The organism is Micromonospora sicca (assembly GCF_003172935.1).
Taxonomy (GTDB): Bacteria; Actinomycetota; Actinomycetes; order Mycobacteriales; family Micromonosporaceae; genus Micromonospora; species Micromonospora sicca.
The window spans coordinates 81,686-106,031 of sequence record NZ_QGKS01000187.1 but is presented as its reverse complement, the minus strand read 5'-3'; the positions used below and the strand labels follow the sequence as shown (position 1 = coordinate 106,031).

The following is a 24,346-nucleotide window of genomic DNA, read 5'->3' as shown; positions in this document are numbered from 1 at the left end:
TCCAGGGCGCCGGTGATGGCGGATGTCGCTCGACTCGCGGGCGTGTCGCACCAGACCGTGTCCCGGGTGATCAACGGTTCGCCCAGCATCAAGCCGGAGACCAGGGAGCGGGTGCTCCAGGCGATCGAGCGGCTGGGCTACCGCCCCAACATCGCCGCCCGCGCGCTGGTGCGCGGACGCTCCGGGATGATCGGCATCATCGGCACCGCCAGGACGTTCTTCGGTCCGACGAGCATCCACCGCAGTGTCGAGGACGCCGCCCGCGAGGCGGGCTACTTCGCGACCTCGGTGAGCCTGTCGGACGTGACGCGCCGGGCCCTCAGCGATGCCACCGAGCACCTCATGCGGGTGGGCGTGGAGGGCATCGTGATGATCGCCGGCCACGACGAGGCGCTCGAGGTGGTTCGCATGCAACCCGCTCGGGTCCCCTTCGTCGTGGTGGAGGGGGACCTGTCGAAGGCATCCCTGACCGTCGGGGTGGACCAGGTGCGCGGCGCGCGGATGGCGACGGAGCACCTGCTGAGCCTCGGGCACCGCGAGATCGTGCACGTCAGCGGCCCGCTCAACTGGGCGGAGGCCCGGGCCCGGGTCGAGGGCTGGCGCCTGGCGATGAGCGAGTCGGGACTGCGGCCGGCGGAGCCGGTGCGGGGCGACTGGAGCTCGGAAAGCGGGTACACCGCCGGCGAGCGGATCTGCGAGATGCCCGGCGCCACCGCGGTGTTCGCCGCCAACGATCAGATGGCGATCGGAGTGCTCCGCGCGCTGCATGAGTGTGGCCGCCGGGTGCCGGACGACATCTCCGTCGTCGGATTCGACGACGTCCCCGAGGCGGCCTACCTCATCCCGCCGCTGACCACGATCCAGCAGGACTTCGACGCCGTCGGTCGCCGGGCGATCGAGGTCGTCACGCAGGCGATCAAGGGCACCGAACTCCAGCCCTCGCCGTTGGTCATTCCCAAGCTTGTGGTGCGCAAGAGCACCGCCCCGCCGACAAGGACCAGCACATGAGCAACGACAAGTACGTGGTGGGCGTCGATTTCGGGACCCTGTCGGGACGGGCCCTGGTGGTCCGAGTGGCAGACGGGGCCGAGTTGGGGTCGGCCATGCACGAGTACCCGCACGCCGTGGTGACCGACGCGCTGCCCTCCGGTCGGGCGCTGCCGCCCGAGTGGGCGCTGCAGGTCCCCCAGGACTACCGCGAGGTCCTCCAGGTCGCGGTGCCGCAGGCCGTGCAGGAGGCCGGGATCGACGCCGCCGACGTCATCGGCATCGCCACCGACTTCACGGCCTGCACCGTGCTGCCCACCACTGCCGACGGCACGCCGCTCTCCGAGCTGCCGCAGTACGCCGACCGGCCGCACGCCTACATCAAGCTGTGGCGCCACCACGCCGCGCAGGGCCAGGCCGACCGCGTCAACGAGCTGGCCCGCAGACGCGGCGAGACCTGGTTGCCCCGCTACGGCGGGCTGATCTCCTCCGAGTGGGAGTTCGCCAAGGCGCTCCAGGTCCTCGAGGAGGACCCGGAGGTGTACGCCGCGACCGAGCGCTGGGTGGAGGCCGCGGACTGGATCGTGTGGCAGCTCTGCGGCCGGTACGTCCGCAACGCCTGCACCGCCGGATACAAGGGCATCCTCCAGGACGGGAAGTACCCGTCACCGGAGTTCCTCGCCGAGCTCAACCCCGGCTTCGCACGCTTCGTGGTCGACAAGCTCGAGCACCCCATCGGCCAGCTCGGCGAGGCCGCCGGCCGGCTGACCGCACAGGCGGCAGCCTGGACGGGCCTGCCCGAGGGCATCGCGGTGGCCGTCGGCAACGTCGACGCCCACGTCACCGCGCCCGCCGCCCAGGCGACCGCACCCGGCCAGATGGTGGCGATCATGGGCACCTCCACCTGCCACGTCATGTCCGGCACCGTCCTGCGGGAGGTGCCGGGAATGTGCGGCGTCGTGGACGGCGGGATCATCCCGGGGCTCTGGGGTTACGAGGCCGGCCAGTCCGGGGTGGGTGACATCTTCGGCTGGTTCACCCGGACGGGCGTGCCGGCGGCGTACGCCGCCGAGGCGAAGGAGCGCGGCATCTCGGTGCACGAGCTGCTCACCGAGCGGGCCGCCGGCCAGGCGGTGGGGGCGCACGGGCTCCTCGCGCTCGACTGGCACAGCGGCAACCGGTCGGTCCTGGTCGACCACGAGCTCTCCGGGGTCGTCGTCGGGCAGACACTGGCGACGCGCCCGGAGGACACCTACCGCGCGCTGCTCGAGGCCACCGCGTACGGCACCAGGGTGATCCTCGAGACGTTCCGCGACAGCGGGGTGCCGGTCGAGGAACTCATCATCGCCGGCGGCCTGACCAAGAATCGCCTCCTCATGCAGATCTACGCCGACGTGACCCGGATGCCGCTGTCGGTCCTCGGGTCCGAGCAGGGCCCCGCGCTCGGCTCGGCGATCCACGCCGCGGTGGCCGCGGGCGCGTACCCCGGCATCACGACCGCGGCCAAGGCGATGGGCCGGGTCACCCGGGGCGCCTACGTGCCCGACGAGGAGCGGGCGAACGCCTACGACGCGTTGTTCGCCGAGTACCTGGTGCTGCACGACTACTTCGGCCGAGGCGCGAACCCGGTGATGAAGCGGCTCAAGGAGATCCGCCGTTCCGCCACTGCCGCCGCCGGCCGAGAGGAGGCCTGACCGTGACCGTCCTGGCCGACGTGAACGCGACGATCCGCAGCCTGCGCGAGGAGGTGTGCCGGCTGCACGCCGAGCTGACCCGCTACGAGCTGGTGGTGTGGACGGCGGGCAACGTGTCCTCGCGGGTGCCTGGGCGCGACCTCATGGTCATCAAGCCCAGCGGGGTCGCGTACGACGAGCTCACTCCGGACAACATGGTGGTCTGCGACCTGTACGGCAGGGTTGTGGACGGCGATTACGCGCCGTCGTCCGACACCGACGCCCAGGCGTACGTCTACCGCCACATGCCGCACGTCGGCGGCGTCGTGCACACCCACTCGACGTACGCCACGGCGTGGGCCGCGCGCGGTGAGCCGATCCCGTGCGTGCTGACCATGATGGCTGACGAGTTCGGGGGAGACATCCCCGTCGGCCCGTTCGCCCTCATCGGCGACGACTCGATCGGGCGGGGGATCGTCGAGACCCTCTCGCAGAGCCGGTCCGCGGCGGTGCTCATGCGCAACCACGGCGTCTTCAGCATCGGGCGGACGGCAAGGGCCGCCGTCAAGGCCGCCGTGATGTGCGAGGACGTCGCCCGCACCGTGCACGTCGCCCGTCAGCTCGGTCGACCGATACCGATCGGGGAGGGCGACATCGACGCCCTCTACGACCGCTACCAGAACGTTTACGGGCAGCGCTGACCCCGCTCCCGCTACTCGAGGAGATCCACCATGCCTGCTGACCCCCAGAATGCCCCTGAGCTGTGGTTCCTGACCGGCAGCCAGCACCTGTACGGCGAGGAGACCCTGCGCCAGGTGGCCGACCAGTCGCAGGCCATCGCCAAGCAGCTCGACGCCAGCGGGGTCCTGCCCGCCAAGGTGGTCTGGAAGCCCGTCCTCATCGACGCCGCCGCCATCCACGCCCAGGTGCTCGCGGCCAACGCCGCGCCGGGGTGCATCGGTGTGATCACGTGGATGCACACCTTCTCCCCGGCCAAGATGTGGATCGCGGGCATGGACGCCCTGCGCAAGCCGATGCTGCACCTGCACACCCAGGCCGGCGCGGAACTGCCCTGGTCCACCATCGACATGGACTTCATGAACCTCAACCAGGCCGCCCACGGTGACCGCGAGTTCGGGTATCTCACCGCCCGCCTCGGCGTGGCCCGCAAGATCGTCGCCGGCCATGTGAGCAACCCGGTGGTCGTGGAGCGGGTCGCCGTCTGGGCTCGGGCCGCCCTCGGTGCGCATGAGCTTCGGACGCTGCGCCTGGCCCGGTTCGGCGACAACATGCGCGACGTCGCCGTCACCGAGGGGGACAAGGTGGAGGCGCAGCTGCGCTTCGGGGTGTCGGTCAACACGTACGGCGTGAACGACCTGGTGAAGGTCGTCGACGAGATCTCGGATGCGGCGGTCGACGACCTGGTGACCGAGTACCTCGACAGCTTCGACGTCGCGGCCGAGCTGCGCCCGGGCGGGGACCGCCACGAGTCCCTGCGCTACGGCGCCCGGATCGAGGCCGGCCTGCGGAGGTTCCTCAGCGACGGTGACTTCAAGGCCTTCACCACCAACTTCGAGGACCTCGGCGGCCTGCGCCAGCTGCCCGGCCTCGCCGTGCAGCGGCTCATGGCCGACGGCTACGGCTTCGGCGGCGAGGGCGACTGGAAGACCTCGGTCATGGTGCGTACCACCAAGGCCATGGCGGCCGGCCAGCCGGGCGGCACCAGCTTCATGGAGGACTACACCTACCACCTGGTGCCCGGGCAGGAGAAGATCCTCGGCGCCCACATGCTCGAGGTCTGCCCCAGCATCGCCGGGGGTAAGCCGACCCTCGAGATCCACCCGCTCGGCATCGGCAACCGGGAGGACCCGGTGCGGCTGCGCTTCACCGCCGCGCCCGGCCCCGCCGTGGTCGTGGGCATCAGCGACCTGGGCGACCGCTTCCGCCTGACGCTCAACGAGGTCGACGTCGTCGAGCCCGACGAGGCGCTGCCGAAGCTCCCGGTGGCCTGCGCGGTCTGGGAGCCGCGCCCCAGCCTGTCCACCTCGGCGGAGTGCTGGCTGCTCGCCGGCGGTCCGCACCACACCGTGCTCTCCAAGGCGGTGCGCACCCCAGAGTTCCGCGACCTGGCCGAGATGCTGCGTACCGAGCTCGTGGTCATCGACTCGGCCACAACTCCGGAGGCAATGCGGCGGGAACTGCGGTGGAACGCCGCATACCACCGCCTCGCCGCCCAGCTGTAGTACTCCGCGCCCCGCTCCGGTGGCGCTGGTGTCCGGAACCCCACCAGCGCCACCGGTTCCACCTGCCCACGGGGGGACCACGTGCGGCACGACCGGGTTGCGCCTTCCAGCCTCAGGAGACCTCATGGCCCCCGTACGATTCGGGACAATGCCGGACGGGCGCGACGTCATGGCCCACACCCTCCGAGCGGAGCCCGGGGTGGAGCTGACGGTGCTCGACCTTGGCGCCACCGTGCAGCGGCTACGGGTGCCGACGCGAGACGGGCACCCTCTGGACGTCGTCCTCGGCTACTCCGACGTGGCCTCGTACCTCTCCCCGACCAACCCGTATGTCGGCGCGACCGTGGGCCGCTACGCCAACCGCATCGCCGGCGGTCGCTTCACCCTCGATGGGAAGACGTACCCGCTGACGACGAACGAGGCGGACACCTGCCTGCACGGCGGCACGGAGGGCTTCCACCTCCGCCTCTGGACCGTCGTCGACCAGGCCGCCGATTCACTCACGCTGGAACTCGTCAGCCCCGACGGGGACCAAGGGTTCCCCGGCGAACTGACGGCCCGCGCCGCGTACCGGGTGGCGGGGGACACGGTCACCATCGAGTTGTCCGCCGCCTGCGACGCACCGACCGTCGTCAGCCTGACCAACCACGCCTACTTCAATCTCGGAGGGCCCGAGTCCGGAAGCGCCGAGGACCACCTGCTGGCCGTCGACGCCGACACCTACCTGCCGGTCGATCCTCGCGCCATTCCCCTGGGGCGGCTGGATCCGGTCGCCGGAACGCCCTTCGACTTCACGACGCCGGCCGCGATCGGCCACCGGGCTCGTCACCACCATCCACAGGTACTGCGGGTGGCCGGTATCGACCACGCCTACCACCTGCGCGGCGAGGGCCTGCGCCGAGCGGCGCGGCTGGAACATCCGGACAGTGGACGCTTCCTGGAGATCAGCACCGACCAGCCGTCGCTGCAGGTCTACACCGGTAACCGCCTCGACGGCACGCTGAATGGGCGCGACGGCAGGCTGCTCCGGCAGAGCGACGGAATAGCCCTGGAGACGCAACGGCACCCGGACGCCCCGAACCAGCCCGCGTTCCCCTCGCCGGTGCTCAATCCAGGCGAGACGTACCGCTCGATCACCACGTGGCGGCTGGGTAGTTCCTGAGGGCGGCGGCCCCGACTCGCCGCACGGCCGTCCCCACAAGGACCAGGACCTGGATCGGGACGCAGCGAACACTTCCGGTGCCCACCGTCGAGGGTGGGCACCGGAAGTGGTCGGTGTTGACTGGGTTCAGTTGCGCCGTCGGTGCGTCACGGTGCCGGGGCCCACGGCGAGGCGGCCAGCCAGCTCGTGTCGTCGGCATACGACACGCTGGTGTCCCACTCGTTGGTGCCGGGCGGGCCGGCGAGGTACACGCCGCCGTTGTAGGCGCGGAGGTACCGCGTCGAGTAGTTCACCGATTGGAACGACACGCCCTGACCGCTGTTACCGGCCACCTGGCAGAAGGTGGCGTCCTGGGAGAACAGCGTGCTGCCGTCGTCGGGCTGAAGGGAGACCACGAAACCCTGGTGCCGCAGGTAGTTTCCGGGCCGGTTGACCGCCTCGAACGAGAAGCAGTTCGGGTTGGCCAGGCCGGCCGCCTTCACGAAGGTCGCGTTCTGCTTGTCGGCGGTCGAACTGGCCGCCGTCACCGCGGCGGTGACCACGCTGGTGGTAGTGGAGCTGTGCTGCATGTAGTTTGATGAGCCACTGGGCGTCGTCGTCTGCAGCGAGACGCGGGGACCCGGGGAGAGGGTGAAGCTGACGTCGTTGGACGCCCCGGGCGTGGGCCCGCTCGCGGTCTGGAAGTCTCCGCAGTTGCTGTCGGTGTCGTTGCCGTCAGGGAAGCGGGCAGCGCTTCGCCCGTTAGCACCCGTAGTGCCCGGGTTGGTCACTCGGCAGCCGCTCTGCCCCGCCCCAGAGGTCGCTTGGTAGCCTTCGGCGGTCCACGGGTCGACCATGGTTCCGTAGTTGAGGCTGTCAACTACCAGGTCCTGGGCGTCACGCAGGACCATGTTGCCGGCGGTGGCGAGGGCGGGGCCCCCGAACCATTGGTTCGGTGCCGTCGTGCCCTGGTAGCCGGCGTTCGTGACTGCGGTGTCACGCACTGGCGTGTTGACGGCGTGGCCGTTGTCGAGGGGCTTGTCGAGGGTGACCCCGCTGCCCAGTGCCTGCACCGGCTCGTTGCTCGAGTGCGGGAAGCGGGTCGCCGGCGTGAAGCTGACCCCGGTCCCCCACACGCTGTAGGGGAGGTTGGACGCGTGGTCGAACTGCAGCGGGGCGGCGATGGTGATGCCCGTGCCGTTCGCGCCGGAGGTGCCGACCGCGGTGACCGTGACGTTGTCGATCCCGTGGCCGGGGCTGTCGATGTCCAACCTGATCTTGTCACCCACCGAGATGTTGGCGGTGGACGACATCTTGATGTTGGTGGCACCCGCGCGCGCGGCCGCCGACAGGCGCCCTTGCGTGCCCGGCCTGCCGACCGCGGTGACCGTGGCCACCTCGTGGTCAGCGCCGTAGCCGAGGCCGATCTTCTGGCCGACCGTGAAGCCGGTCGTGCTCGTGACAGGCACGTTGGTCGAGCCCGCGGGGACCGTGATGACCGGCCCGTCGGGGACGGGCTGCCACAGGGTCGTACTGGCGGTGGCCGCCGTTCCGACGCTGACGATCGTCCGATTTTCCACGCTGGAGCCGGTGTCGATGGCGATCTGACGGCCTGCCGCCAGCCCGGTCGTGCTTCTGACATTGATGGTGGCGTCGCCGGCGGCGGCGGGGGCCGCCAGTCCGGAGTTGGCCAGGCCGAGCACGTAGAAGCTGTGGCTCGCGAGCGTCGTTCCGGCCGGCACGGTCACCGTGGAGAAGGTGGCCTGCTGGGTCGGGTGCTCGGTCAGGGTCCAGTTGGAGATGTCGACGTCGGTGGCGCCGGCGTTGTAGAGCTCGATGAAGGCGTTGGTCGAGTTGCCATTGCTGCCCGTACGGAATTCATTGATCTTGATCGGGCTGACGTTCCGCACCTTCTCGGCCGTCGTCTCGAACTGCCTCCCACCCTTCGTCGGGTTCGTCCACCAAGCCTTGCCGATCAGGTCGCCGTTGAAGGGCGCCGGTCCCGAGGTGACCTTGAAGGTCGCGCTCACGGTCGCGCCCGGGGCAACCGGATCCTCGAACGTCACCGACGTGTCGGTGGTGCCCGGGACGACGGACGTCCACTGCTTGTTGGGCAGGGAAATGCTCAGCTTCACGCCCACCGCGGGGGACCCCGTGGTGTTGGTGAACGTCACGGTGGTGTCCTGCGAGGACCCCGGGACGAACGTCTGGAGACCGGGCGGAGTCGCAACTGCCGACGCCGGCGCGATGCTCAGCCGCTGCACGTCGTACTTGGTCGCCACGACGTTGGCCTGAATCTGCTGGTCAACGGCGTCCGACGGGTACCCGGTCGTCATGGCGCCCTCGTAGAAGGTGCCCTGCGAACCCACGCTGTTGTCGCCACCGTTGCCCAGGAGGATGGCCCCCTGCTTGCGCATCGGGTCGTAGCTGGAGTCGATGCGTGGCCCGTCGAACATGGTCGACAGGGAACCCTGCTGCGCGTCGCCGCCCAGGGAGGCCCAGTGGTGCGGCTCGCCCTTGGCCATCGCGGTCACGAACCGCCAGTTGATGCTCGGCAGGTCCGAGCAGAGCTTGGACGTACTACCGGGGTTGACACAACCAACCAGGTTGTTCTCCTGGTCGGTCATGATCCACGGACCGGGCCCGCTCCCGCGGTACCAGGCGGTGGCGTTGCCGTAGTACGTGGTTTCCATCGTGCCGTTGCCGTCGTCACGGCTGTCGATCTCGGCGTTGCCGTAGTCGTAACAGCAGCCGTTGTTGTAGTGGTGGCCGTTGATGACCCAGTACTGTCCCTCGGGCTGGTCGTCGACCGCGACGCCCTTGGTGTCGTTGTTGCGGAGGCCCATGCCGGGCTCGATGAAGATGCCGTATGCCTTGTGCCCACCGATAGTGATCGGCGCCATGTCCGCGATCGGCAGGTTGTTGAAGCCACCCATGGCCGGGCCGCTGAATCCGCCGCGGGGCGCCTGGGTGAGGTCGTTGTGCATGGGCGACTGGTCGTAGAGCTTCGTGATGAAGCATGTCGTGTCGGCACAGAACTGGTCCTGCGCGGCGGCGTCGGCGTATCCGCCCGCATCCGGGAACGGCCGAGCAACGGGTTGGACGATGCCAATGTCCTTGACCGCGTCGTCCGACAGGCGCCGGACCTGGTAAAGCGGGCCGTCGTAGGAGGCGTACATGGCCCGTGTGGTGCTGTGGGCGGCTACGCAGGGGGTGCCGCCCGCGGCGTAGATGTCACATGGCCCCTGCGGTCTGGCCGGGGGCTCCGGTTGTGCCGCCTGCGCTGACGGTGCCACCGCGAACGTGGCGCCAATCATGGTCAGCGCAATCGCCGCGCGAGAGGCGAGGGTCCGGCCGCGTACGCGGCGAGTGGGGGATCTGAACATGTGCATGTGCTCCGATCGTTCGTCTGCTGACCGAGCCGAATTGGTTAGGTTTGCCGTGACGAATAGGGGGAACTCTGCGCGACACGGGTGTCGCTGATCCGGCGAGCGCCGAGCGCCGTGACCGGGCCTGGCAGTTCTGACCACGAGAGGTGTGGTCAATCGGGCTGAAACCGCGGATCGCTCGCTGGAGGACCGTGAGCTGGCGGCGTCGGGAGGGGACAATCTGCCGACGCCGTGCAGTTGCGCGTCTGCGCCGGCGGAGGCCCTCGTGTCCGCCCCATACCGCCCGGCGTTGGTGATGGTGCCTGCGGGGCGCGCCACTTCCCGATTGCCCCCGGGCTGGCTCGGCGACTTCGAGCGCGCCTCAGTCCGATCACCGGGACCACTCTCCCTTGTGCAGCTAGCCGTTCAGAATCGTGTTAGCGCTAACAAGATTCATCGACGCCGCCCCCGGCCGAAAATCCGCGCATAAGGTGGAAGCCCCGATAGTTCAAGGGTGATTGACAAGGCAGGCTCGTCATCGACGGCCATGTTAGCGTTAACATCTCGGGCCAATCCATTGAAACATCGATGACACATCAATGTCAATCAACCCGACCGACCGAGTGGGACGTAACGACGTCAGCGGCGCCGGAGTCCACCGGCCATCGCTGCCGGCGATCGCTCGCCGACTTCGGGCGACGTCAGACCTGAAGCGGTAACCCGTTCTGGTGCAGCCGGAAGGAGTCGAGCTCGTCGGGGTCGGCCGCGAGCCGAGGACCGGGGAGCTGCCGGGCGATCCGTTCGAACATGATCCGGCTCTCCAGCCGGGCCAGATGGGCGCCCAGGCAGAAGTGGATCCCGTAGCCGAAGGCGATGTGCCGGCGAACGTCGGAGCGGTGGATGTCGAATGCGTGCGGCCGGTCGAACACCGCGGGATCGCGGTTGGCTCCCCACAACGACAATCCGACCCGATCGAACGCCGGGATACGTCCACCGCCGAGCTCGATGTCCTGGAAGGCGAACCGTGGCGGCACGATCTCGACCGGTCCCCGGAACCGGAGGGTCTCCTCGACCACCGCAGCCGACAGCGACGGATCCTCCCGTACCGCCTGCCACTGCTCGGGGTGGGTGAGCAGGAGGCGGATGCCGTTGACGATCAGGTCGACGGTGGTCTCCTGGCCCGCGATGAGCAGCAGTTGCACCAGGGCCACCAGCTCGTCGCGGTCGAGCTGCTCATCCTGGTCCGCCCGGGCCACCAGTTCGGAGATCAGGTCGTCTTCCGGGACCGCTCGGCGCCGGGCCGCCAGCTCATCGAGGTACGCCGCGAATTCGAGGGTGGCCTCCGGGCCGTCCGGGCCGGCCGACACGATCGCGGCCGACCAGGCGCGGAAGCGCGGCCGGTCGGGCTCCGGAATGCCGACCAGCTCCGCGATGACGTTGACCGGCACGGGGTCGGCAAGGTGCGTCACCCCGTCGATGCGTCCCCACCGGCGCGCCTCCGCGACCAAGCGGTCCGCGAGGTCGCCGATCCACGGTTCCAACCGGGCCACTGCGCGGGCCGTGAAGCCGCCGCTGACCAGCCCCCGCAGCCGGGTGTGGTCCGGCGGATCGAGGCTGATGAGCTGGCGGGCCTCGATTCTCGCCACCTCTGGCAGGTGATGCTGAGCCTGCTGCTGCATATCCGGGCAGTGGCGGTGGACCTCGTGCCCGATCGCCGGGTGGCGCAGTCCGGTCAGGACGTCGGCGTATCCGGCCACCACCCAGAACCGGTTACCCGCGGGATCGATCTGGAGGACGGGCCGCCCGGTGTCTCGTACCCGGTCGTAGAACTCGTGTGGATTTCGGCGGACCGCCGGGTCCCACAACTCGGACAAGTCGAATGTGGCCGTCACTCCGACTCCTCCATCAGGACGTTGGCCCCTGTCACGGGCGCTGGCCTGGCCGCCCCGTCGGGCATGCCGACCCGGCCGAGCCGCCGCCGAGTAGGCGCGGCAAGGGCAGCCCGCGAAGCGGGGCTCGGCGCACAGGTGAGCGCTAACATATTTACGTTTCCGAGAAGTGTCAAACCCCGGACCTACTTGTACGTAGGCATTGACGACGGCTCTGTTAACGCTCACACTCCTCGCATCAGCTCAGCCGGTTACCTGCGGCGTACGGGGCGCTCCGGCACCCCCGCCAAGGCCGGTCTGCATGCGCAAGCCCGACAGTATATGGAGGGTTGTCGATGTGGTGTCTGACGTCCCGGGCGACGAGCGCCGTGCCGGTCGACAAGCAGGAACGGCAGAGGCGCCGACGGGCGGCAGGTGCAGCGAGGTGCCGGCAGCGGTCCCATGAGCCGGCCCTCCTTACCGGACCCGCATGAGCACGATGCGGCCGTCCGACGCGGCGAGCGCGGCTCGCTCATCCCCCGATCCGGATACGTCGATCAGCCGTCTGGCCAGGCACCTGGCGCAGATATCCACGTGAAAGGACTAATCCAAAGTGGCCCAATCCGAGAAGCTCGCCGTCAATCGGCGCCAACTGCTTCAAGCGTCGGCGGCCGGTGTGGTTGCCGTCGCCTCCACCACCGCGCTCCCGGCAACGGCCGCCCAGGCAGCACCGGAAGCCGAAACAGCAGCCGCACCGGCGGCGCTCAGCTCGATTCCGGCCGAGCCCGGGCCCGGCGGTACCGCCCCGGTCCGGCCGTTCCAGCTGCACGACGTGCGGCTGGGCGACGGCCTGCTCCAGGAGAAGCGCGACCGGATGAAGAACTTCCTCCGGCAGTACGACGAGCGCCGCTTCCTCGTGCTGTTCAACAATCAGGCGGGTCGGCCGAACCCGCCCGGTGTCGCTGTCCCCGGCGGCTGGGAGGACGGCGGGCTGCTCAGCGGCCACTGGGCCGGCCACTTCATGACGGCTCTGGCACAGGCCTACGCCGACCAGAGCGAGCCGATCTTCAAGGGCAAGCTCGACTGGATGGTCGGCGAGATCGCCGCGTGCCAGGACGCGATCACCGCCCGGATGGACGACGGGTCGGGCGGGGATCCGCAGCAGCCGCCGCAGCCGCAGATCGGCCGGGTGCCGGGCAAGTTCGGCAACGGGCTCCGGCTGAACGGCACCACCGCCGCGCAGTACGTGACCCTGCCGCAGGAAGCGATCAGCCAGCTCAGCGACTTCACCATCGCCACCTGGGTGAACCTCGCCTCCGCCCAGAGCTGGAGCCGGCTGTTCGACTTCGGCCAGAACACCACGGTCAACATGTTCCTGACCCCGCGCGCCGGCGTCACCGGCAACGTGCCGCGGTTCGCCATCACGGTCGGCGGCTCCGGCGCGGAGCAGCAGATCAACGGCAACGCGGCGCTGCCGACGAATCAGTGGGTGCACCTGGCCGTCACGCTGTCGCGGAACACCGGCACGCTGTACGTGAACGGCGAGGAGGCCGGCAAGAACTCCAACATGACCCTCGGCCCGGCCAACCTGGGCAACCCGGGCAACCGGTGGATCGGGCGGTCGCAGTACGGCGACCCGCTCCTGGACGCGACCATCGACGAGTTCCACGTCTTCGACCGGGCGCTGAGCCAGCAGGACGTCCGGTCGCTGCTCGACTCGCCGGCCGGTAGCACCGGCGGCGGCACGATCGCGTGGTACCGGTTCGACGAGGACGGTGGCACCGTCCTCAAGGACGCCTCGCCCAACGGCCGCGACGCCGGAGTGGTGGTCAAGCAGGACACCGGGAAGCTCTGGGTGCCCACCCACCCCGGTTACGTGGGCGCCCTTCCGGAGGACGTGGTGCTCCGCCTCGGCCCGCCGAGGTGGGCGGTCTACGGCGGCAACAAGGACACCAACACGTGGGCCCCGTGGTACACCCAGCACAAGATCATGCGCGGCCTGCTCGACGCCTACTACCACACCGGCAACCAGCAGGCGCTCGATGTGGTCGTCAAGATGGCCAACTGGGCGCACCTCGCGCTGACCGTCGGGGACAAGAACCACCCCAAGTACACCGGTCCGATCACCCGGGACAACCTGAACTACATGTGGGATCTCTACATCGGCGGCGAGTCCGGGGGCGCGAACGAGGTGTTCCCGGAGATCTACGCGCTCACCGGCGACGCGAAGCACCTGGAGACCGCCAAGTGCTTCGACAACCGGGAGTCGCTGTTCCAGGCCTGCGTGGAAAACCGCGACATCCTGGTAACGACGCCGCAGACGCGTCCTGGCCGACGCCGCCCGGATCGGCTGCACGTCAACCAGCACGTACCGCAGTTCGTCGGATACATGCGCGTCTACGAGCGCAGCGGGGACTCCGAGTACTTCCAGGCCGCCAAGAACTTCTTCAAGATGGTCGTCCCGCACCGCTCGTTCGTGAACGGCGGTACGGGCGGCAACTTCCCCGGCTCCAACAACAACATTGAGATGTTCCAGAACCGGGACAACATCGCGAACGCGATCGCCCAGGGCGGTGCGGAAACCTGTAGCGCGTACAACTTGGGCAAGCTGGCGCGCAACCTCTTCCTGCACGAGCACGACCCGGCGTACATGGACTACTACGAGCGGGGCCTGCTCAACCAGATCGCCGGCTCGCGGGTCGACTCCTCCAGCGTCAGCAACCCGCAGGTCACCTACTTCCAGCCGTTGACCCCGGGCGCCAGCCGCAGCTACGGCAACACCGGTACCTGCTGCGGCGGGACCGGCCTGGAAAACCACACGAAGTACCAGGACACGACCTACTTCAAGTCCGCCGACGGCAGCGCCCTGTGGGTCAACCTGTTCGTGCCGTCGACGCTGACCTGGGCCGAGAAGGGCTTCACCGTCACCCAGGAGACGAGCTTCCCCCGCAGCGACCGCACCAAGCTGGTCGTGAACGGCAGCGGCCCGCTCGACCTCAAGGTGCGCGTACCGGGCTGGGTGGAGAAGGGCTTCTCCGTCTCGGTCAACGGCGCTCCCGTCCAGGTCGACGCCAAGCCGGGCAGCTACCTGACGTTGAGCCGGACCTGGGCGCCCGGCGACACCGTCGACATCCGGATGCCGTTCAGCATCCGGATCGAGCGGGCGCTGGACCGTCCCGACACCCAGGCGATCTTCTGGGGTCCCGTCGTCCTGCAGATCCTGGGCAATCCGGGGGGCGGCAGCTACCGCGAGCTGTCCCTCTACCGGTACCTGAAGCGGGACGGCAACTACGCCCGCGCGGCGATCACGCAGGCGGGCACGACCGCCGCTGGTGATCCGCTCTTCACCACGCACGGTTTCACGCTGCGGCCGTACTACATCAGCGATTCGCAGGCCGTCTCGTCGTACTTCCGCCGAGTCGAGCCGACGATCGTGTTCGGGTCCATCGACACGGGCGTGCCGAACCGCAAGCGGAACGACGGGCTGCCGAACTACGACGTCCCCGTGACGGGCATCACGTCGCCCGGTAACGACGGCCCGACCTTCCTCGATCTGGTGTGGGACCAGGCGCCCTTCGCCAGCCACGGCCAGTTCGTCTCGGCCGTCGCCCGCACCGCCGAGGCGTTCGTCGCGGCGGGGGTCTTCACCGACGCGGAGAAGGACGTCGTGGTCTCGAACGCCGCCCGCGCCAGCAAGGAACTCGCCCCGTAGTAGTACCGCGGCCGCCAGGAACCATTGACGGCCGATGTACCTGAGCCTGACGGCGGCCTGACCGACTCGAGTCGGTCAGGCCGCCGGGCAGGCTGTTTGACGTGGCAGTCGCCGCGGGATCTCCTGCACCGCTCGAGCGTGTCGGACTGCCACTCCGCCCCCGACCTCCTGCCCGGCGGCGAGCTGGGCAGCCCACGCCCCTCTCTTCACGCGGCCTCCGGCAGGAAATGGGGTCGAGGGCTCGCGCATGTGAACGATGACGCCAGCCTGGTCGCCGAGTGGACCGCCGATGCACGCACGCTGAGCCCCGGCCCGCAGGGCCGTCAGCACGACCAGCGTCTGCGCGGCCTCCGGGACTGGTGGGAACCCCTGTCAATCTGCACCCCACAGGAGTGTGAGATGAGCAAGCAGTACTCCCGCCGGGCGGCCCTGCGCCTCGGTGCCTTGGCCGCCTCCGTCCCAGCGGTAGCGTCGGTGCTTCCGGCCACGGCCGCTCAAGGGGCAGGATCCACCGCAAGCCCGGGCGGGGCCGCCGCCCGGCCCGGCTGGGTCGGCCCGAACTGGTCGGTCAAGCCGTTCGCCCTCAACCAGGTGGCGCTGCATGACGGCATCTTCCAGCAGAAGCGCGACCGGATGCTCAACTACGCCCGAAACTACCCCGGCACGGGAGGCGTCTTCGACGGGCCCGACCGGATGTTGAACCTGTTCCGCGCCAACGCCGGTCTCCCCGCTCCCGGCACCTACCCAGGTGGTTGGGACACCCCGCGGCATCTGCTGCGCGGCCACTTCAGCGGTCACTACCTGACGCTGCTCTCCCAGGCCTACGCCGCCACCGGCGAGGAAGTCTTCCTCGACAAGCTCGACTACCTCGTCGAGGAACTCGGCAAGTGCCAGCGGGAACTGGACAAGCGGGAACTCGGCCGGGTGCCGGGCAGATCCGGCAAGGCGGCCCGGCTCGGTGACCCGCACCCGAACCAGTACGTTCTGCTGCCCCCGAGGACTCTCGACGGCGTCACCGAGCTGACCATCGCCGTCTGGGTGAATCTGGCGACGGCACAGGCCGGGGCCAGGATCTGCCACTTCGGCGCCAGTTCCAGCTCCTACCTGTCCCTGACCGCGAGCGACGGCGGAGGCCCGCGGTTCGCCATCACCAACGCCGGCAGCGCCAACGAGCAGCGGATCACCGGCAGCACCGAAGTGCCCGTCGGCGAGTGGACGCATCTCGCGGTGACGCTTTCCGCAACGGGCGTGGGCCGGCTCTACGTCAACGGGGTCGAGGCTGCCGGCAAGGTTCTCGCCCTGACCGCCGCCGCGCTGGGAGCGACGGTCGACAACTGGATCGGACGATCCCAGAACAGCAACGATCCCTTCCTCAACGCGACCGTGGACGACTTCCGGATCTACCGCCGCGCGCTCGACCCGGCAGAGGTCCGGGCACTCCAGTCGGACGGCACACCGTCGCCGGTCCCGTCCGACCTGGTGGCGTGGTACCGGTTCGAGGACGAGGGCGAAACGGCCGCCGACCACTCGGCCAACCATCGCGACGCGCGCATCATCGGCACGGGCTACCCCGGCTTCCTGGCTGCGTTCCCGGAGGGCCAGTTCGTCAGGCTCGAACCGCCCACCTTCCAGCCAAACAGCGGCCCGAACGCGGTATGGGCCCCGTGGTACACCTGCCACAAGATCATGCGAGGCCTCCTGAACGCCTACGACCTGACCGGCAACGAGGAGGCGCTCGACATCGCGTTCCGGATGGGCGACTGGGCCCACGAGCGACTGAGTCGCATCAGCCGGGACGACCTGAACCACATGTGGGACACCTACAGTGCGGGCGAGGCCGGGTCCATGAACGAGGTGATGGCGGAGCTCGCGGCGCTCGCCCCCGACCAGGATCAGAAGGCTCGCTACCTCGCGACGGCGAAGGCGGTCACGTTCACCACGCTGTTCGACGCCTCGCTCGCGGAACGCGACGAACTGAACGGACGCCACGCCAACCAGTACATGGCTCCCAACATCGGGTACCTGCGGATCTTCGAGCAGACCGACGACGCGGATTTCCACACCGCGGCCAAGAACTTCTGGTCCATGGTCGTTCCGCACCGCATCTTCAGCAACGGCGGCGCGGGCCGAAGCGAGCACTTCCGCCAGCGCGGTTCGATCACCTCCGGCTTCACCTCCTCGTCCGATCCGCGGCACGCCGAGACGTGCTGCGCGTACAACATGCTCCGCCTGACCAGGAACCTGTTCTTCCACGACCAGGACCCGGCGTACATGGACTACTACGAGAAGGCGCTCCACAACCAGATCCTGAGCTCGCGGCGGGACATCGACAGCGTCACCAGCACCGAGGTGACCTATCACCAGAACATGTGGCCGGGCAGGTCGCGGAAGATCGGCAGCGTCATCGAATACAGCAGGTACGGCGGGAACGGCAGTTGCTGCAACGGGACCGGCCTGGAAAGCCACACAAAGTACCAGGAGTCGATCTACTTCCACTCCGCCGACGAATCCACGCTCTACGTCAACCTCTTCATCGCCTCCACGCTCACCTGGCCGAGCCGGGGACTCGTCATCACCCAGGACACCGCCTATCCGACACAGGGAGCCACCAGGCTGCGGTTCGACCAGGGCGGAGGCCGGCTGAAGATCAAGCTCCGGGTGCCGTCCTGGGCCCGGCAGGGCTACGCGGTGACGGTCAACGGGGCCCGGCAGGCCCTGGACGCTGCTCCCGGCACGTACGTCACGCTGGACCGGCAATGGACCGAAGGGGACACCATCGACATCTCGATGCCCTTGAGTTTCCGGGTTGAGAAGGCGCTCGACGACAAGAGCGTCCAGTCCATCCTCTACGGGCCGACCCTCATGGTCGTTCGTGACGGCACACCGAGCTACCGACAGTTCACCTTCTACCGGGACCTCAAGCTGGATGGGGACCTCGCCCCCGCCATACAGCCGACCGACGTGCCGATGCATTTCACGACGCACGGTTACACCCTGGCCCCGTACTACATCTCCGACCCCGTCCCCGGTGAGTTCAACTCCTACCACCCCTACGTGAAGCGAGTGGAACCGGAGGTGGTGTTCGGGGCGATCAACACGGGCGTGCCGAACGACAGCATTCGCGACGAAGACGGCGAGACCTTCCTGGATCGGGTCTGGGAGGCGGCGCCCTTCGCCAACCACGGCCGGTTCGTCAGCCGGGTGGAGGAGGTCTCGAGCGAGTGGCTCGCGGCCGGCCGCCACACCCGGCAGCAACGGCAGGCGATCCTTGTCGGTGCCGCGCGGGCGCAGCAAGAACTGGCAGGCTGACCGGCTACCTGAGTTTCCGGAAACGGCTCAGGACCTGGGAGCGGCGCGGGACCACCGTGTGACATGGCAGATCCCGTTGCCGCCCCCGGCCGGGCCGGAGCCGACGCGCCGCCGACGATGGCGCCGTTCCCCCAGGCGCAGAACGACAACGCCGCCGGCCGCCCACCCGGGCGGCCGGCGGCGCATGCTGTCAGGAGAACGCCTGGGGCCGTTCTTGGTGATCGTTCCGTAGGTTGCCTCGGCGTAACAGCGGCGGAGGGGCTGCCAGGAGCAGCGCCTCCGCGCGTGTCAGCTCGCCGTCATCGGAGTTCGAACAGGGCGGTGAGGCCGGTTCCGTCATCTGCGGTGGCGGTGACCGCGTAGCAGGTGCCGGGCGTGGTGGGTGCCTTCCAGTTGTAGACGAACTGCCCGGCGGCGGTGTCGTAGCGCAGGGCGGTGGCGCCGGAGCCGGTGATCTCGATGTCCGCCGTGCCGGCCGACGTGGAGCAGGTGACCTCCTTCGCGGTCATGGTCACGGCGCTGGTCTCGCTGATCTCGTTGGCCGCGAACAGCTCGAACTTCAGGGGCACGGTGCTGCCGGCCTTGACCGTGTTGAGCACACCGTCCATGTGCACCGGCTGGTAGAAGCCCTTCGCGGTCCACGGCATCACCGTGTACGTCTGGGTGGCCGTGCTCGTGTTGCCTGCCGCGTCGGTCGCCGTCGCCGTGACGGTGTGCGTCCCGACCGCGGTGCTGTAACCGCTGACCACGCAGCCCGCCGCACCGGAGGTGGCGTCGCTCGCGCTGCAGGTGGGAGCGGGCGGTACCGCGCCGAAGTACACGACACCGATGGTGGAATCGAACGTCGCCGTCGGGGCGACGGTGTCGACCTTGACCGTCGCCGACTTCGGCTCCTCGACGTTGCCGCGCCGGTCGGTCGAGCGGAACTCCACCTGGTGGGTGCCCTGCTGGTCGACCGGGACCGGCGTTCCGGCGTAGGTCGTCCACTCACCGCCGTCGAGCCGGTACTGGGTGCCGGCCACGCCGAACGTGTCCTTCGCGGTGAGCGTGAAGGACGGAACCGTCGTGTACCACCCCTGGTTGCCCTCGGGCTGCGCCGGCGACCAGGCCACCGTCGTCGTCGGGGGCACCGTGTCGCCCGGATCGTCGGCGAAGACCCGCCAGTCCGTGATCGCGACCGCGGAGTAGGTGGTGCCGTTGCCGTTGGCCCTGATGGTGGCCCGCACACGGGGCGTGGTCACCGGGTTGAAGGTGACGGTGTTGAACGCGGTGGTGCTCGTGCCATAGCTGGATGCGCCGGTCACGTCGCGCCAGCCGGAGGTGGCCTCGTCCCAGTACTGCAGCACCCACCCGTCGGGCTCGGCGACGCCGTCGCCGCTGCCGCGGTTGGAGTCCCGCCAGAACTTCAGCTCCGTCCCGGTGATCCGCACGGGGCGCGACCAGTCGTACTGGACCCACTGAGTGGCCGGACGGTCGCCCGACCAGGTACCCCAGATCTGCGCCTGGCTCGGGTTCGTCGGGTCGGCCCCGTCGTTGAGCGCGGTAAGGCTGTTCCAACCGGCGGTGTAGGAGGCGGACGGGGTCGCCACCGGCGCGATGTTGCCGCTGAGCGGCCCGGACAGGTCTGCGGGAATGGTGACCGTCCTGGCGGTCTCCAGGTTCCCCGCCGCGTCGATCGCGCGGAACGACACGGTGTGCTTGTTAGCGTCCGGTGCCGCGATCGGGTCGGTGTAGCTCGTCCACTCCCCGGTGTCGATGGAGTACTCGATGCGGGCGACCCCGGAGGTCGCGTCGGCCGCGGTCACCGTCACCTTGCGGGTGGCGCTGTCCAGGGTGGCCGTGCTGACCGGCGCGGTGGCGTCGATCCGTACGGCGAGGCTCTTGGCCGCCGAGACGTTGCCCGCGCGGTCGGTCGCCGTTGCCGTGACCGTGTGCTGTCCGTCTCCGGAGACGGTGACGTCGGCGTACCGCACGCCGGTGGCGACGGCCGGCTCGCCGGCGTCCACCCGCGACTCGATGGTCACCCGGCCGCCACGGTCGTCGACACCGGCGACGCGCACCCGCACGGCGGAGCGGAACCAGCCGGCGGCGCCGGCGCTGCCCGTGGGCGTGAGTGTCAGGGTCGGCGCCGTCGCGTCGCCCTCGGTGTCACCGGGTGAGATGACGGTGACCTGCGCGGAGACGCGTTCGGCGGCATAGCCGAGCACCGTGCCGTGGATGGTGAACGTACCGGGGCTGGCAAACTGCTCCGTCGTCACCGGGTCCCAGAAGACCGGCACCTGCAACGTTTCGCTGCCGAACGACACCGGCACAGTGCCGGGTAGCTCCGTCTCGCCCACCTCGACCGTCATCGGTGGTGGCGTGACGGACTGCGGCTGGGTGGCGAGGATCTTCCACTCCTCGACCGCGACGGCCGAGTAGGTGCTGCCGTTGGTCGACGCGTCGAAGATCGCCCGGACCTGCGTGGTGGTCACCGGGTCGAACGTGGTGTTCTGGAAGCCCTGCGTGCTGGTCGGGTAGCCGCTCGGGTTCGGCACGTCGGCCCACTGGCCGGTGGCGAGGTTCCAGTACTGGATGCGCCAGCGGGCGGGTGCCGCGACCCCGACGCCAGTGCCCTGGGCCTGGTCGTTCCAAAAGTCGATCTGCGAGCCGGAGATCCGCATCGGCTGGTCCCAGGTGTACTGCACCCACTGCTGCGGTGGGTTGTTGCCGGTCCAGGTCCCCCACATGTCCGGCGGCAGCGGGTTCGACCGGACGATCTCGTCGTTGAGCGCCTTCACCCAGTACTGGGTGGGCACCGGCTCGTTGGAGACGGTGACCTTCGCCTCCTGGGCGATGTTCGGCCGGGGCGAGAGGTCCCGTCCCTTGACCGGCGTCGGCGTGACGAGCTTCATCCGCGGCGGGGTCAGCGTGTCGTCCCACTCGACCCGGTCGATGGCAACCGACCGGCGGAAGTGCCCGCCGCCCACGGCGTCGGCGGTGTGGTACGTCAGGTACCACTGGCCGTTGAACTCCAGGATGCCCGGGTGGCTCGTCGTCGAGGAGACCGGCCGAAGGATGGTCCCTCGGTAGGTCCACGGCCCCGTGGGCGACGACGCCGTCGCATAGGCGATGCAGGCGTGGTAGTTCGCCGGGGTGCATGGCGAGGTCGGGCCGGCGTTGTTCCCGGCGTACGCCAGGTAGTAGGTGCCGTTCCGCTTGAAGATCCAGGGGGCCTCGAAGTAGCCGCTCAGGCCGGTGATGGAGCGCTGGGTGCCGACCGGCGTCTTCATGTCCTGCCCGAGCTCGAGCATCCGCAGCTGGCCGAACGTGCCCCAGTAGACGTACACCCGCTGGTTGGGGGCCGCACCGTCGATGAGGATCGTCGGGTCGATGTTCTGGATGTTGTTGGTCGTGGGCACCCGCTGGGAGATCAGCGGCGAGCCCACATAGTCGCTCCACGGTCCGGTCGGACTGTCGGAGACGGCCAGGCCGATGGCGAACTTGTCGGCCGCCGGGCTGTTCCGCTCATAGACGGGGGCGTACCAGTAGTAGCGCCCGTCCACTCCCTGGACCACCTGGCCCGCGTACGCGCGTCCCGGGGTGGCCCAGCTGAAGACCGTTTCCGGGCGCGCCAGCGACGGAAAGTGCGTCCACTGCCCGGACGCGACATCGGTGGTCCGGAACGCGCCCCACTCGTTCATGATGAAGTCGTTGGTGGACGGCCCGGCCTGGTCGTGGCCCGTGTATATGTAGAGCTGGTCCTTGCCGCTGTCGTTGCCGGGGGAGCCGGCCGGCACGACGACGGGTGCCGGGTCGGCGGAGTAGTAGCTGCCGTCGCCGAGGATGGGATTGCTGGTGTTGGTGAAGGTGTACGAGTCGGCGGCGTAGGCCGGGGTGGCGACCCCGACCATGCCGCCGGCGACGAGTCCGGCCACCGCCGTCGCGGCGATCGCCCTGCGGAGCCGGCGCAGCGGCCCACGGGTTGGTGGCGCGGCGCCGCGCCTGGTGGTGGTGTTCACGGTGCCGATCTCCTCACTGTTGCGGTGGGGGATTGGTGGTGCTGGACACGGGCGTACTACCGGTCGAGAGGTGGTGCGGCCAGTGGCAACCACACGCGCATGGTGGACGGGCCCCGTTCCGCCCAGTCGTGGTACGGGATGAGCGGGACGTCGAACGACGCCGAGGGCACCGGCTCCAGGGGGCGCTCGGCGTAGGGCCAGGCGAGCTCCCGCCCGGGTTCCGCCACCGGGGCGACGAGGCGAACCCGTGGCCGGCCGTCGTGGTCCTCGACGGGAGCCGTGGCGTCGACCCGGACGTCCGCGACGTCAGTGACGGTTCCGTGGCTGGCGACGCCCAGGTCGATCGACTCGAGGCAGTAGACCTCGGGCCCCCGTTCGACGGCGACACTGCCGCGTACCGCGTCGATGCGGGGATCGGGGTGGGTCAGACGCGGTCGCATCGGCAGGACCAGCTCGACCACGTCTCCGGCCTGGAAGACGCGGCGTACGGTGACCCACCCGGGCTCGACGGACGCGGTGCTCACGTCGCCGCTCGCCCCGGTCACCACCAGCCGGGCCCCGTCGGCCCACCGTGGCACGCGAATCGAGAGCGTCCACGGGTCGGCGGCGTCCCGTTCCGCGGTGACGCGGACGGAGCCGGAGCGGGGGTAGTCGGTCTGCACGTCGAGGGTGATGAGCTCCCCGTTGTCCAGCCGGGTCTGGATGCCGCAGCTGGCGAACTGGTGGATCTGGACGCCGTGCGCATCCGCGGTGGCGACCAGCGCGTCGAGGCTGGCGAAGGTGCGTGCGACGTTCGGGGGGCAGCAGGAAACCTCGAACCAGGGGGCCCGGAGGGAGGACTCGGCGCGCAGTGATGCGGAGTTCGGGTCGGGGACGGCCCCAGGGCTGCGCTGGTGCAGGGTGTTGGCGTAGTAGAACGCGGTCCCGGACGCCGAGGGGGACGTGGCGACCACGTTGTAAAGCGTTCGCTCGATGAGGTCGCCGTAGCGGGTGTCGCCGCGGGCCAACAGCAGCCGCCAGCTGAACATGATCGAGGCGATGCCGGCGCAGGTCTCGGAGTAGGCCCGGTCCGGTGGGAGCACCCAGTCCTCGCCGAAGGCTTCGTCCTGGTGGTGGGAGCCCTGGCCGCCGGTGATGTACGTGCGCCGGGCCACCGTGTTGTCCCACTGGGTGACCAGGGCAGAGAGAAGCTCGTCGTCGCCGGTGTCGACCGCGACGTCGACCGCGCCGGCCGCCAGGTAGTTGGCCCGGACGGCGTGGCCGCGCAGCACTGCGGCCTGGCGCACCGGGATGTCGTCCTGAAAGTACTGCTGGCCCCACTCGATGGGGGGCAGCGTGCCGGTGCCGCGGCGGGCGACGAACAGCTCGGCCTGGCGCAGGTACCGCTGCTCGCCGGTGACGCGCGCCAGCTCCGCAAGACCGGCTTCGATCTCGGCGTGCCCGCACACGCTCTGGATGCCCTCGGCGCCGAAGACCTCACAGAGCAGGTCGGCGGCGCGGCATGCGATGGCCAGCAGGCCGTCGACGGCGTCCGGCCGCGTGCGGGCTCGCGCCACTGCGGCCTGGAACAGGTGGCCGAGGCAGTACAGCTCGTGGCCCCACTCCAGGTCGGACCACCGCGGTGCCTGCCCGGGCCGTCCGAAGTTGGTGTTGAGGTACCCGTCGGGTTCCTGGGCCCGGGCGACCCGGCCGACCAGGTCCCGGAAGGCGGCTTCCAGGTCGTTGTCACCGGTGCGGCCGATCTCCCAGGCCAGCGCCTCAAGGTACTTGTAGATCTCCGAGTCGGAGAACTCGCGCCCGCGCCGGCCCTCGGGCAGGGGGCCGGTGGCAGCGAGCTCGAAGTTCCCGATCCAGCCTTCACGTTCGAGCCAGTGACCGATGTGCGCCAGAGTGCGCTCGCTGTTCACCGACTGGCGCTGGGCCCAGAAACCCCCGGTGATGCGGACCTCGTCCAAGCCGAGCGGACGCAGTCGCCCGGTCGTGGGGGCGGCGGGGACGAGCCTGGCCCGACGCTGGGTAGTCCTTGGGTCTGTGATCGTCATCG

11 protein-coding genes are annotated in these 24,346 nt (G+C 69.5%); 7 read left to right on the top strand and 4 right to left on the bottom strand.

The genetic code is table 11. From position 1 onward, the window contains the following. Nucleotides 1-15 precede the first annotated feature (15 nt). The 5 genes from DKT69_RS11575 to DKT69_RS11555 all read left to right on the top strand — a co-directional run bounded on the left by DKT69_RS11575 (nt 16) and on the right by DKT69_RS11555 (nt 6,065). Nucleotides 16-1,008 (top strand): LacI family DNA-binding transcriptional regulator, encoded by a 993-nt coding sequence (locus DKT69_RS11575; RefSeq protein WP_109801568.1) that lies wholly within the window; start codon nt 16-18, stop codon nt 1,006-1,008. Then, complete coding sequence (araB, locus tag DKT69_RS11570) at nt 1,005-2,681, top strand: ribulokinase (protein ID WP_109801567.1); 1,677 nt, start codon at nt 1,005-1,007, stop codon at nt 2,679-2,681. The genes DKT69_RS11575 and araB overlap by 4 nt, the downstream gene beginning before the upstream one ends. Before the next feature lie 2 nt (nt 2,682-2,683). After that, nucleotides 2,684-3,361: an L-ribulose-5-phosphate 4-epimerase gene (locus DKT69_RS11565; protein WP_109801566.1), complete on the top strand. Its 678-nt coding sequence runs from the start codon at nt 2,684-2,686 to the stop codon at nt 3,359-3,361. A gap of 30 nt (nt 3,362-3,391) precedes the next feature. Next, the gene (araA, locus tag DKT69_RS11560) at nt 3,392-4,903 is read left to right on the top strand and encodes an L-arabinose isomerase (RefSeq protein ID WP_109801565.1); all 1,512 of its coding nucleotides are present in this window, start codon (nt 3,392-3,394) and stop codon (nt 4,901-4,903) included. 148 nt (nt 4,904-5,051) lie between these two features. After that, nucleotides 5,052-6,065 (top strand): aldose epimerase family protein, encoded by a 1,014-nt coding sequence (locus tag DKT69_RS11555; RefSeq protein ID WP_201749590.1) that lies wholly within the window; start codon nt 5,052-5,054, stop codon nt 6,063-6,065. Nucleotides 6,066-6,211: 146 nt separating this feature from the next. On the opposite strand, the gene DKT69_RS11550 is transcribed toward DKT69_RS11555, so the two are convergent. Together DKT69_RS11550 and DKT69_RS11545 are read right to left on the bottom strand one after the other, a co-directional pair. Continuing rightward, nucleotides 6,212-9,361, bottom strand: a complete 3,150-nt coding sequence (locus DKT69_RS11550; protein ID WP_109801563.1) for an arabinofuranosidase catalytic domain-containing protein — start codon at nt 9,359-9,361, stop codon at nt 6,212-6,214. Between the two features lie 752 nt (nt 9,362-10,113). Further along, entirely contained in the window at nt 10,114-11,304 is a 1,191-nt protein-coding gene (locus DKT69_RS11545; RefSeq protein ID WP_109801562.1) for a cytochrome P450 family protein, read from the bottom strand. A gap of 589 nt (nt 11,305-11,893) precedes the next feature. Between DKT69_RS11545 and DKT69_RS11540 the strand changes: the two genes are divergently transcribed. Further along, on the top strand, nt 11,894-14,992 hold the full coding sequence (locus DKT69_RS11540; protein ID WP_109801561.1) for a beta-L-arabinofuranosidase domain-containing protein: 3,099 nt from the start codon (nt 11,894-11,896) through the stop codon (nt 14,990-14,992). A 399-nt stretch (nt 14,993-15,391) separates the two neighbouring features. Further along, a complete protein-coding gene (locus DKT69_RS11535) occupies nt 15,392-18,301 on the top strand; it encodes a beta-L-arabinofuranosidase domain-containing protein (protein ID WP_146231046.1) in 2,910 nt (969 codons plus the stop codon). 299 nt (nt 18,302-18,600) lie between these two features. On the opposite strand, the gene DKT69_RS11530 is transcribed toward DKT69_RS11535, so the two are convergent. Both DKT69_RS11530 and DKT69_RS11525 read right to left on the bottom strand, forming a co-directional pair. Beyond that, on the bottom strand, nt 18,601-22,302 hold the full coding sequence (locus DKT69_RS11530; protein WP_236647705.1) for an OmpL47-type beta-barrel domain-containing protein: 3,702 nt from the start codon (nt 22,300-22,302) through the stop codon (nt 18,601-18,603). A gap of 56 nt (nt 22,303-22,358) precedes the next feature. Further along, nucleotides 22,359-24,344: a glycoside hydrolase family 127 protein gene (locus DKT69_RS11525; protein ID WP_109801559.1), complete on the bottom strand. Its 1,986-nt coding sequence runs from the start codon at nt 24,342-24,344 to the stop codon at nt 22,359-22,361. Between the last annotated feature and the right edge of the window lie 2 nt (nt 24,345-24,346).

Excerpts from the sequence above, each read along its gene's own strand:
- araB (WP_109801567.1), top strand. The coding sequence starts at position 1,005 with ATGAGCAACGACAAGTACGTGGTGGGCGTCGATTTCGGGACCCTGTCG.
- DKT69_RS11550 (WP_109801563.1), bottom strand. The coding sequence starts at position 9,361 with ATGATTGGCGCCACGTTCGCGGTGGCACCGTCAGCGCAGGCGGCACAA.
- DKT69_RS11575 (WP_109801568.1), top strand. The coding sequence starts at position 16 with ATGGCGGATGTCGCTCGACTCGCGGGCGTGTCGCACCAGACCGTGTCC.
- DKT69_RS11555 (WP_201749590.1), top strand. The coding sequence starts at position 5,052 with ATGCCGGACGGGCGCGACGTCATGGCCCACACCCTCCGAGCGGAGCCC.
- DKT69_RS11525 (WP_109801559.1), bottom strand. The coding sequence starts at position 24,344 with ATGACGATCACAGACCCAAGGACTACCCAGCGTCGGGCCAGGCTCGTC.
- araA (WP_109801565.1), top strand. The coding sequence starts at position 3,392 with ATGCCTGCTGACCCCCAGAATGCCCCTGAGCTGTGGTTCCTGACCGGC.
- DKT69_RS11535 (WP_146231046.1), top strand. The coding sequence starts at position 15,392 with ATGAGCAAGCAGTACTCCCGCCGGGCGGCCCTGCGCCTCGGTGCCTTG.